Below are 10,305 nucleotides of genomic sequence, written 5' to 3' on the forward strand. Positions count from 1 at the left end.
AAAGGACGGGATGCCCATGGGTTCCACGCCCGGCTGGTGGAACCGGTGTGCATAGAGCGGGACCATTCTGGGGACGTCCGCCAGTCGGAGCCGAGCCGTTTTGACGGCTTCCAACAGATCGCTCGGCCGCTCGCCCCAACTCGATCGCCAGTGTCCGTGCTCGACATCCCACAGGAGACAGTCGACCGGCCAGCCGACGTGCTCTCGCAGAGCCTCGGGATCACCGTTCCGCCAATCAGGCCAGGGGTTCTCCCGCGTCTGCCCTTCCTCCCAAGGCTGACGCACCGGCAGCCCTGCCGCCAGGAAGGCCCGATGATCGTCGGCGAACTCGAACCCGTACTCCTGCTCAATCCGCGCGAACTCTGCCTCGGTGAGCCCTTCCTAGATCTCGCAGCAGTTCAACTCCGCTAGCCGACGTGCGGCCTGCGCACCGAGCCGGACACCTTCTTTGCTGATCATTGCGTTGCCCCTCGACGAATAGCTGGCGATCATGTATATAACCTGCGGCAGTCGCCACGCGGGCCCTGCCTCCTCTTCCGCCTCACGTGCTCCTCGTGGCTGCCAATCCAGCCGGATGATCCCGTCGCCGTCGTCCCACACGTCAGGGAAGCGAGCCAAAGGCCTGGGGTGAAGGTGGAGCCCCCCAACTGGAGGAACGACCCGCCCCAGGCCCTTGGTTTGCCGGCTCGTCCTAGGGCGATGGCGACGGGAGGATCCGGCTTCCACCTCAACCGCCTACGGGCCTTGAGTTGCGCCTAGCGATCATCCGGAGCCTGAGGCCCCCACCGGAGGCGCTATTTGCGGCCGCGCAGCAACGTCACGGTCAGCCAGATGATGGTGGGGAGGAGGAACAGCAATACCGCGATATCGCTCGCGACGAGAAGGGCGTCGTCGCTCGACGGCGTGTAGATGAAGGCGTCATCGTCGTCCACGGTGTGACGGTATCGGAGAGAGGCGCGGTGTCGTGTGGAAGCGGCTTGAGCAACGGGCGCGCGAGAACAGCCCCCAGGCCGCACGCGCAGCGCGCGGCCGAGCACAGGGCCGCGTCGGCGGCGCGGAGCGCCGCCGCTTGAGTACGCCGTGGAGCTGGAGGAGCTTTCGGCAAGTCCGCTCCACCGGATCAAGTGGAAGCCGCCCAAGACCACCGAGACGGTGGATCCACGCATCGTGGTCAACCCTCGACAGGCGCAAGAGCTACTGACCGCGGTGACCTACATAGGCAGACGGGGACGCGGTAGGCGGCTCACGGCCTTGTTTGCGTGTATGTACTACGCCGCTCTCCGGCCGGCCGAGGCCATCGCCCTACGTAAGGAGGACTGCGACCTTCCGGAGATGGGCTGGCGACGACGCCTCATCGACGTCTTCCGGCCGGAGGTCAACACGCAATGGACGGACACCAGCGACGCTCACCAGGAACGCGGACTTAAGCATCGCGGACGGGATGACGTCCGGCCCGTGCCCATCCCGCCGACCTTGGTCCAAATCCTGCGAGACCACATCGCCGAATTCGGGCATGGACTGCCGCACGTGAGGCCTCTGAGCTGGGCGGAACGCCGGTTGTGAGTGACCGTGAATGACCCCTCGTTACCCTGTCTAATTGCACGGCGATCGTCCCGGCTCTACCCCTCACCCGGTGTCCGGGTCGGGTGATACATCACGTGGCTGGATGAGCTAGTCAGGTGTCCGCCCTCAGCGCGGCGCCTCACTGGAGATGCCCCCGACCCGCATGCATCCCACCGGCCCGCCGGCCAGCCCGGCTGGCGGGCCCCCGCCTAAGGGCGTTGCCCGGGTTCGTCCACCACGGCGATGGCGGTCCGGGTGGATTGGCGGTAGACGGCACCCGCCTCGATCACCCAGCCGCCCGTCGGGCTGGGGCTGGGGCTGGGGGCCGATTCGCCGCCGCGCCACACGAAGAACCCGTTGTGGAGCGTGTGGTCGCGGACGGCGGTCTCCCTGACGGCGCGGTAGGCGAAGGTCTCCGGGTCCAGGAACAGCTCCGACCGCAGCCATTCGCGCGCCTCCAGGCTGACCGCCAGAGCCGGACGGCCCTCGGGGTCCGTCGCCGCCTCGTTCACCGTGACCCCCGGCAGGAGCGCCATGGCGCGGAAGACCGTGGCCTCGACCTCGGGCGGCACCAGGTTGTCGGAGAGCAGGGTACTGAGCAGCCCGAACGTGAACACATCACCACTGACCGCATCCGGGGCCGCCTCGTTACCGGCGAACCTCTCGCGGATCCGCTCCACCACCGCCTCACGACGGGCCGTGCTCTTCCGGAACAACGCCAGCAGCGCCTCGGGATCGGTGGGCAGGGCGGCGATCGTGGCGTAGTCCTTGGGCGTGTTCCCGCCCAAGTTGCGGATCTCCAGCTTGCCGTCGCGGTCTCGGGCGGCCAGCTCGCCGTCGGCGCGTCGCCAGGCGGCCTCCGCCTCACTCTCCAGCGGCGTCCGCGCGGTCACTGTGTCACCGTCGCGGGCCTTGTGGAACCAGGTGCGGGTCTCGGTGTAGATCCACTGATCCGGGCGCGGCTCCCCGAAGGACCTCGCCTGTGCCGCATCGGCCGCCCTGGCCAGGACCACCTGCGCGTGTGCCGCCGGGGTCGGTCCGTCGTGGAGCTGGACCGCCGTCAGGCCCGCCGTCGCGACCACGGCCACCGCGGCCACGGCGAGCGCCCGTACAGCCCACCTGCGCCGTGCGACACGCCCCGGAATCAGGCGCCGGTCGACGGCCGCCCGGCTCAACAAGCCCGCGGGACCCCGGACCTCCCCCAGCGAAGCCGGAGCCGGAGCCGAAGTCGGAGCCGAAGTCGAAGCCGAGCCCGAAGCTGAAGCCGAAGCCGCAGGGCCCCCGCTCGCGCGCTCCAGCAAGGCCATCCGTGCCGCGTGCCGTACCTCGGCCGCCGGTGGTTCCGGCTGCCCCCACGCCTCACGCAGCGTCTCAAGATCGTTCATCATCGATCCTCCCCAGGACCGCCTGGATCCTCTTGCGGGCACGATGCAGCCGCGAGCGGGCCGTACCGGCCGGAATGCCGAGCGCCCGGCCGGCCTCCTCCGATGTGAGCTCGGCCCAAGCGACGAGCAGGAGCACGTCACGGTCGGCACCGGAAAGCCCGGCCAGCGCTGCCGCCAGCCGGTTGCGGTGCGCGACGGCGTCCAGCGAGGACGCCACACGGTCGGCGTGATCCTCGCCCGGCTCCTCGGCGCCGGTCCTGGCCAGCGCCCGGTACTGGCGCACCTCGGCCCGATGATGGCGGGCGATGAGGTTGGAGGCGATCCCGAACAACCACGGCCGCGCGTCGGCCCGGCTCACGTCGTACTGCTCGCGCTTGTCGAACGCGATCAGGAAGGTCTCCGCCGCGACGTCGTCGGCCAGGCTCCGGCCCAGCCGCCGGTCGGCGTAGGCGTGGATGCCGTCGTAGTGGCGGTCGAACACGGCGGCGAACTGCTCCGGCTCCCGCCACGAACGCCGGATGAGCGCGGCGTCCTCGACGGCCTGAACCGGCATCGTCACGCTCACCTCTCGGTCCTTGGTTCCATCGATCCTGCCCTTCTGTCACACCTCCTTCGCCGACCGCCGGAAAAGTGTTCGCGGGCGAGGCGACCGCCACGGTCGCGCGGCGCCCGCAGCCGCCAAAGCGCCAGGCTGTTCCCGCGACGGCCCGGCGACGTGGGTCAGCCCCAGTCATGACGCCTTCAGGGTTCATCCCGAAGGCTGGGGCGACGACTTTGGGATCCATGGTGTTGACCAGGTCGATCAGGCGGGTGGAGCGCAGCATCCGCGGTGAGATGCCGGCCGGGTCCAGGACGTGGCTGACATAGGCGACGGAGGCCTGGTTCCGGCCCGCTTCTGTGCCTTTGGTGACGATCAGATAGGAGTTGCTGGTGCGTTGGGTCTCGCGGTGAGCCATGCACCGCTGCACGATGGTCCAACTGATCGGGTCCAGGGGCACCGGGTGGGGGCGTTGCCCGAGGCGGATGGTGCGGCCGGCCGGATCGATGTCATCTAGCCCCGGGTGGCCGACCTCGCTGCTGGAAGCGCCGTGCAGCAGGGCGAGGATGCCGAGCAGAGCCTCGTGCGGGTGGACGGCCGGGTCAGTGTCTCGCGCGGGAGCGCGCGGGCGTTATTCCGCGACTCATTCCCGATACTCGTGTCCTTCGCGTAGTCGCGTAACGGACCGGATCCCGTCAACGCAGTTGCCCTCAGCTGCGACCCAGTGGCCTCGCGGGCACTCCGGGTAGAAGCCGAAGACGTCAGGGACAGCGTCCAGGGCCGCGGGTCTGACGGCAATGGCTCCGAACAACCAGGAGGACGCGAAGGTGATCACGTGCCCTACGCGTGCCCTACGCGACAGGACACGAGGGGACGCGAGGGGAGTCATGGGGAATCATGGGCAGTAACGAAGAATGGCCCCCGACCGCGTCCTAGCTGGTCAGAGGCCATTCCTCCTGGCGTGGCAGGTGCAAGGTTCGAACTTGCGTAGGCTGAGCCGACGGTTTACAGAGCACTGTCGACCGAGCCATCTAGTAGGGCTTGACCTGCGGAGATTCCTCTTGCACGGCTTGCCGACCTGTCATGGCGACGCGCATACGACGCACGAGACGTCTCGGCTCACCTTTTGAGCAGTGCGATCGCACTGGAGGTGCCCCACCCGTTGACGCATTCTGACGATCAGCTGGGTTGCCGGCGCATCTGGCCGCTGATCATCGTCACCCCCCAACTCCTTCAGCGTCACGCAAAGACAGGCGCCCCCGGCAAAGGGGTTCCGCCCGAAGTCATCTCTCGATGCCCGGTGACCAGGCGTATTCCGGTCGTATTCCACGCTGCTGCCGACGGGTGCAACGATCACTCCGGTGAACCTCGGACCGCCGGGATCGCTCATGTCAGAAGCCTCGTCAGAGGCCGTATTCCACCCCCTGGCACCAGGCGCTCCGGCGGGCTGATCTTCGTCCGAGAGAAGGAAGAACGATGAACCCGCTCAAAACGGTCACCGTCGGGGTCGCTGTCGCGGTGGCGAGCGTCATTCTCGCGCAACCGGCCTTGGCGGCGAGTTTTCAACGGGATGTCGGCGACGGGATCGTCCGCTACGCCGACCCTGCCAACGAGCTGTGCGTCCGGGCCGATGACACCACAGGGACGGCCTGGGTGGAGGTGACCCTGACCCGCCCGGGTGTGATCGGCAAGCCCATCGTCATCAGAGACGACAACATCCGCCACCCCGCCGCCACCTGCGCGGTGCTCCCCGCCTTCGACAACGTCACCTACCGGGCCGATTACGAGAGCTACTGGAGCGGGCGAGACACCGTCCTGCGCGGGACGTTCACCTTCCAGACCTGACGCTCAGACAGGTTCCCCGCACCATCGATCGCCATTCTTCGTCGCGATCCGCCACGAGGCGATACCTCGCACATCTCCCCCCGCCGGCCACGCGGAAGCGCTGAAGTGCACGCTCCAAGGCCAACCGAACCAACCGAGACATCTCTTGCTGGAGGACTGTTGAAGACACGCATTCTGGGCGCCGCGCTGGGCATCGCAGCATTGAGCGGGCTGCTGGTGGCAAGTCCGGCGCAGGCGGCCGACGGAGTGTCCTCCGCCCGCGTGGACCCCTTCGAGAGCGCGGAGGGCCGCGACTACGGTGGTGGGTCCGTCCGGGCGACCGTCGACTTCGTCAGCCGGACGAAGGTCGTCTTTCGGAACTTCACGGTGCGCGACCTCTGTCCCGGCGACAACCTTCCGATAGAGGGCCGGGTTTGGTGGGAACACACCGACGGAACCTACGGGTACGGCGCCTGGAAGTCGGACACCAACGGCTGCGGCGACGACGGCACCAACTTCGGAAACATCACCCGCACCGGCACCAAGTCCATATCGAGGGTCTACGTGCAGGTGTGCAGCACGTATTGCGACCACAGCGCGGCCCGATACAACCAGTACGTACACCCGGGCCGCTGACGCTCAGGCTTTCCGCTGGTCGGCGTACCAGGACTTGATGACGTCGCCGATGATGGCCAGGCGTTCGTCGAAGGGGATGAAGGCGGACTTCATCGCGTTGATGGCGAACCAGCGGAAGTCGGGCAGGCCGTAGCCGAAGGCGTCGGCGAGCAGGGCGAGTTCGCGGGTCATCGAGGCACCGCTCATCAGGCGATTGCAGGCACTCGAAGGCGTCCAGGTGCCGGGTGGGCGGGTAGCCCGCCTCGGCACCGGCGATGTCGAAGCCGACCCCCCCCGGCGGCGCGGTCGGCGATCGCCGGCTCGGCGATCTCCATCCACCGGACCCGGTGCCGTATCGCGGTCAGCCGCGACGTCCTGTGCGCCATGCTCCACACCAACACCCCATACCAACCACCCACGCTCCGCGCGGCTTGACCAACCCCATAGCGGCACCCCCGGACACCTCCGCTCAACCGCCGACGTAGTGGAAGCCCGGCTTCGGGTGCATCAGGAAGTCGTGGTGTGAGATGTTCCATGCGTAGGCACCGGCCATGAGGAACTCCACCACATCGCCCGTCTTCAGGCTCACCGGCACGTGCCGCGCCATGGTGTCCTTCGGTGTGCAGAGCTGGCCGACTATCGTGGCCGGCTCCCCCCGCTCGTCAATGACCACGGGCTGGCTGTGCCCCTTGGTCGCCGGGGTCCTGATGTGGTGGGTTCCACCGGCCACCACGGCGAACAGCTCCCCGTGGACGCGCTTCACGTCCATGACTAACGTGACGTACCGCCCGCAATAGACAGAGATGGACCGGCCCGGCTCGATGCGCAGCGTCTCGCCGGGGCGTCGGAGAGCGGCCAAGCTTCGCGGTCATGTACTACTCCGCACTACGCCCGGCGGAAGCCGCGGAGCTCACAACCGACGAGATCGACCTGCCGGACGTCGAAAGCGGCGACGAGTGGCGATGGTTCTGTCTCGGCAATTCGGCGCCGGCCGTCGGAGCCGACTGGTCGTGGAACGGAAAGCGCCGGGAGTCGTGAGAGCTCAAGCACCGTGCACGTACGGCGGTCCGACCGGTGCCGATCCCGCCACCCTTGGTGACCATCCTTCGCGCTCACCTCGCGACGTGTGGCGTAAGCCCAGACGGTCATCTACTCGTAGGAGAGCGCGGCGGCCCGCTCTCGGAAAGCGTCTATGGCCGTGTCTGGCAGAAAGCTCGTAAAGGAGCGCTGAGCAGGGCTGAGGCCGCCTCACCCCTCGCAGCCCGGCCATACGACCTATGGCACGCCGGCGTCTCAACGTGGCTCAACGCCGGGGTTCCGGCCCCTCAGGTCGCCGAGTGGGCAGGGCATAGCGTCAACGTGCTCCTACGGGTCTACGCGAAGTGCATCGTCGGGCAAGACGACTTCGCCCGGAAGCTCATCCCCGAGGCGCTGAAGCCTACGTGAGGCCGACTGAACGCCGACGCGCATACGACGCGAGCACCCGTAGAGCACCGTTGACGGCCATGGACAGTCGTACACAACGAGAGAGGCCCGTCACCGCGTTTCCGCTGGTGACGGGCCTCTTCCCGCTGGTGTGGCAGGTGCAAGGTTCGAACTTACGTAGGCTGAGCCGAGGGTTTTACAGCTCGTGACCCTTCCAGCGACGAAGTCGTCTCTGACCTGGTGTGCAGTAGGCTCACGACGCAGTCAGCGACATGATCGTTGTACGCATATTGCACGTCATCGTGAGCTGTTGCTAGAGACCCAGCCGGCACCTATCCACATTCTCACTGGCCGCCCTACCCAGAGGAGTGCTCGTGTCCTTGACCACTGAGACTGCAACCGCCTCTGAGCAGTACTTCACCCGGTACGGAAGACGGCGCCACAGATTGGCACGCTTGTATGGCGACACGGTGAAGCTCCTGGTCGCCCAACACGGGATAGAGGCCCTTGACCGGATAGAGGTAGATATTCGGTGCGCATGCTGCGACGAGGAACAGGCGCGTGCGGAACGGCTGTCGTGGATGAAATCCATGTACCGCCGACGGAGGAACGCCCGTCGATAGGGGAGAATAACCCTCCGATACCTGGGGGCGGGGTGGATGACAGAATCGGACCTGCGCTGTCCGCTTGGGAATTGCAGGGATCTTGGCTCGTAGGGGTCGTGACCTGCGGCTGAGACCGGTCGTGAGTGACCGTGGTTGACCCTTCGTTGCCGCCCTTAATGGCACGCTGATCATGCGGCAGGGCGGGCTCTGAAGACAGCTCTGAGCCGCAGCATCACGTTCGAAGCCGATCCTCCTGAGGGTCATAGCAGTTCAGCCCCAGTTGGGCCGCGACCTGGACCGCGTACGCCGAGGCTTCCTCTGCCCGGCGGTACCCCATAGGAAAGTAGATGTACGGCCCTGCCGCCTCTCCAATCAGTGGAGATGTGGACCAGGGGATGTCTTCGTACTCGTCGTCATCCTCGTCTACGTCGTCCAGATCCGGCCAGCGCTGCAAGAGCTGCTCAACGAACTTCGCGATCAAGGGAGTCGGCGGGATTTCAACATCGGTGTCGATGTACTGCTCGTACAGGGCACTATGCGTCTCCCCAGCTTCTTGATCACTGGACGGGCGCTCGCCCTCCCAGACCGCAAGGTCGTAGCTCATGCACAGATGATGCCACTTTCCAGACCTCACAAGATCGTCACCAGAACCACGATTCCACTCATCTGCAGGAGCGGAGGTGGCCTCTCATGCACAGTATGGACGCGGGCATGCGTGAGGAAGTACGGGCAGGCGGCCGCTTATCCGATGATTCGGTGCTGAGAGTGCGTTCCGCGAGCTGATGTCCCTCTCGTCGTTGGATTTGGGATAGGCAGGCTGGTCACAGGCTCACCGGTCGAGCTATGGGCACGGCTGAGTGAACAACCCCGGCTCGGTCTCGACGAGGATGCCGCGGCTGGCCAGGCGTTTGAGTTTGGCGCGGAGGTTCTGGATGTCGTTGCGTGTCAAGGGCAGGTCCATGGCCAGGGCCAGCTCGCGGGCGCGCAGGGATCCGCCGATCTCGCCGAAGACGGTGAGAATCTGCTGGTAGGCGGGGTGATCGGGGACAGTCGGCAGCGGCTCGGCCGGGGCAGGCTCTTCTTCGGCGAGGGAGAGGAGGGTCTTGCGGCTGATCCGCAGGTGCTCGACCTGCTCGCTGAGTTCGCCCAGACGCGCGGTGAGAGTATTGATCTCCGCTTGGGTCTGCTCGATCTGGCAGGTCAGGGCGTGCTCGCGGGCGTCGATCCGGTCCAGGAGCCAGCTGCCGGGGTCGGATGGACGCAGGTCGGATGGGCGCAGGTCGGATCCGGTCATGTCCACCGCTCAGGCGGGGCGGGGCCGCGGGTCAGGCGGCGGGACATCACGTCCGTCATCGCCCAATACACCCGTGATTCGGAGCTGGCCGGCAGGTGCTCGTAGTCGCGGACCAGACGGCGGTGGAACATCAAGATGCCGTACGTCTGCTCGACGACCCATCGCTTGGGCTGGGGGACGAACCCTTTGCCGGCGGGATTGCGCTCGACGATCTCCACGTCGATGCCCAGGCTGGCGCCGTGTGCGACGACGGTGTTCTTGAACCCCTGGTCGGCCAGCGCTTTGGTCACTGTGCCCTCGGTGGCGGCGGCGACCCGGCTCAGCAGGGCGATCCCGGCGGTGTTCTCATGCGCCGAGGCGGCCAGCATGACCACGGCGATGACCAGGCCCAGCACGTCTACCGCCAGGCCCCGTTTCCTGCCCGGCACGCGCTTGGCGGCATCCTTTCCGGTGGTGGAGGCGGGGACCCCAGCAGCGACGCGGACGCTCTGGGTGTCCAGCACGATCAGGCTCGGGTCGGCTAATCGCTTCTTCTTCTCGCGCAGATGCCAGCGCAGCAGGTCGTGGATGGTTTTGTCGGTGCCGTCGTCGCGCCACTTGGCGAAGTAGTAGTACGTCGCGCTCTTGGGTGGCAGGTCGTGCGGGAGGTAGTCCCATTGGACGCCGGTCCGTCCCTGATAGCGGATGGCGTTGACGATCTGGCGTAGCTCGTAGTTGCCCGTGTGGCCGCTGACGGACGGGTGCGCGGCCTTCCATGCGGTGAGTATCGGTTCGATCAATGCCCACTGCGCGTCGGTTAAGTCGCTCGGGTAGGGCTGCGCTCAGTCACTCGACCATCACAGCACGACCGAGCCCGCCAACCGGCGGTAACGCTACAAATCCATACGATCACACTGCGACATCACGGACATGCGCTCGCGAACCGCGCTCTGAGTGGGCATCCGATGATGACCTGTCATAGTTCGTCCAGATTTCGCCCTGGCCCGAGATGTAGGGATTGAGCAGTATTCACCGCATTCAGCCTCCTCAAGGAGGGGCCAGCGAGCTGGCATTTTG

At 66.6% G+C, this 10,305-nt stretch carries 10 protein-coding genes and 2 pseudogenes; 4 read left to right on the forward strand and 8 right to left on the reverse strand.

Annotated elements, in window-relative coordinates:
• Nucleotides 1-794: 794 nt before the first annotated feature.
• A complete protein-coding gene (locus ACTWPW_RS19195) occupies nt 795-932 on the reverse strand; it encodes a hypothetical protein (RefSeq protein WP_443169467.1) in 138 nt (45 codons plus the stop codon).
• Nucleotides 933-1,080: 148 nt separating this feature from the next.
• Here ACTWPW_RS19195 and ACTWPW_RS19200 point away from each other — a divergent pair, with 148 nt between their 5' ends.
• Entirely contained in the window at nt 1,081-1,563 is a 483-nt protein-coding gene (locus ACTWPW_RS19200) for a hypothetical protein (RefSeq protein ID WP_443169468.1), read from the forward strand.
• Between the two features lie 209 nt (nt 1,564-1,772).
• Here the strand turns inward: ACTWPW_RS19200 and ACTWPW_RS19205 are convergent, their stop codons facing one another.
• Both ACTWPW_RS19205 and ACTWPW_RS19210 read right to left on the reverse strand, forming a co-directional pair.
• Entirely contained in the window at nt 1,773-2,951 is a 1,179-nt protein-coding gene (locus tag ACTWPW_RS19205; protein WP_443169469.1) for a CU044_5270 family protein, read from the reverse strand.
• Nucleotides 2,935-3,513: an RNA polymerase sigma factor gene (locus tag ACTWPW_RS19210; RefSeq protein WP_375114649.1), complete on the reverse strand. Its 579-nt coding sequence runs from the start codon at nt 3,511-3,513 to the stop codon at nt 2,935-2,937. The genes ACTWPW_RS19205 and ACTWPW_RS19210 overlap by 17 nt, the downstream gene beginning before the upstream one ends.
• A 1,449-nt stretch (nt 3,514-4,962) precedes the next feature.
• Here ACTWPW_RS19210 and ACTWPW_RS19215 point away from each other — a divergent pair.
• The gene (locus tag ACTWPW_RS19215; protein ID WP_443169470.1) at nt 4,963-5,331 is read left to right on the forward strand and encodes a hypothetical protein; all 369 of its coding nucleotides are present in this window, start codon (nt 4,963-4,965) and stop codon (nt 5,329-5,331) included.
• A gap of 159 nt (nt 5,332-5,490) precedes the next feature.
• A complete protein-coding gene (locus tag ACTWPW_RS19220; RefSeq protein ID WP_443169471.1) occupies nt 5,491-5,946 on the forward strand; it encodes a hypothetical protein in 456 nt (151 codons plus the stop codon).
• Between the two features lie 3 nt (nt 5,947-5,949).
• Here the strand turns inward: ACTWPW_RS19220 and ACTWPW_RS19225 are convergent.
• Nucleotides 5,950-6,290: pseudogene (locus ACTWPW_RS19225) on the reverse strand (hypothetical protein); the annotation flags it as partial.
• A 104-nt stretch (nt 6,291-6,394) separates the two neighbouring features.
• A complete protein-coding gene (locus ACTWPW_RS19230; protein ID WP_375114643.1) occupies nt 6,395-6,784 on the reverse strand; it encodes a hypothetical protein in 390 nt (129 codons plus the stop codon).
• Between the two features lie 11 nt (nt 6,785-6,795).
• Here ACTWPW_RS19230 and ACTWPW_RS19235 point away from each other — a divergent pair, with 11 nt between their 5' ends.
• Nucleotides 6,796-6,963, forward strand: coding sequence for a hypothetical protein (locus tag ACTWPW_RS19235; protein ID WP_375114642.1), 168 nt, complete (start codon nt 6,796-6,798; stop codon nt 6,961-6,963).
• A 1,224-nt stretch (nt 6,964-8,187) separates the two neighbouring features.
• On the opposite strand, the gene ACTWPW_RS19240 is transcribed toward ACTWPW_RS19235, so the two are convergent.
• The 3 genes and pseudogenes from ACTWPW_RS19240 to ACTWPW_RS19250 all read right to left on the reverse strand — a co-directional run.
• Nucleotides 8,188-8,559 (reverse strand): hypothetical protein, encoded by a 372-nt coding sequence (locus ACTWPW_RS19240; RefSeq protein ID WP_127939414.1) that lies wholly within the window; start codon nt 8,557-8,559, stop codon nt 8,188-8,190.
• Nucleotides 8,560-8,796: 237 nt separating this feature from the next.
• Nucleotides 8,797-9,249 (reverse strand): hypothetical protein, encoded by a 453-nt coding sequence (locus ACTWPW_RS19245; RefSeq protein ID WP_443169472.1) that lies wholly within the window; start codon nt 9,247-9,249, stop codon nt 8,797-8,799.
• A pseudogene (locus ACTWPW_RS19250) lies at nt 9,246-10,049 on the reverse strand (IS5 family transposase); the annotation flags it as partial. The pseudogene ACTWPW_RS19250 and the gene ACTWPW_RS19245, both read right to left, overlap by 4 nt.
• Nucleotides 10,050-10,305 lie beyond the last annotated feature (256 nt).

The organism is Nonomuraea sp. KM90 (assembly GCF_052246675.1).
Lineage (GTDB): Bacteria > Actinomycetota > Actinomycetes > Streptosporangiales > Streptosporangiaceae > Nonomuraea.

Coding starts and splice junctions, on each gene's coding strand:
- ACTWPW_RS19215 (WP_443169470.1), top strand. CDS start 4,963: ATGAACCCGCTCAAAACGGTCACCGTCGGGGTCGCTGTCGCGGTGGCG.
- ACTWPW_RS19240 (WP_127939414.1), bottom strand. CDS start 8,559: ATGAGCTACGACCTTGCGGTCTGGGAGGGCGAGCGCCCGTCCAGTGAT.
- ACTWPW_RS19245 (WP_443169472.1), bottom strand. CDS start 9,249: ATGACCGGATCCGACCTGCGCCCATCCGACCTGCGTCCATCCGACCCC.
- ACTWPW_RS19205 (WP_443169469.1), bottom strand. CDS start 2,951: ATGATGAACGATCTTGAGACGCTGCGTGAGGCGTGGGGGCAGCCGGAA.
- ACTWPW_RS19235 (WP_375114642.1), top strand. CDS start 6,796: ATGTACTACTCCGCACTACGCCCGGCGGAAGCCGCGGAGCTCACAACC.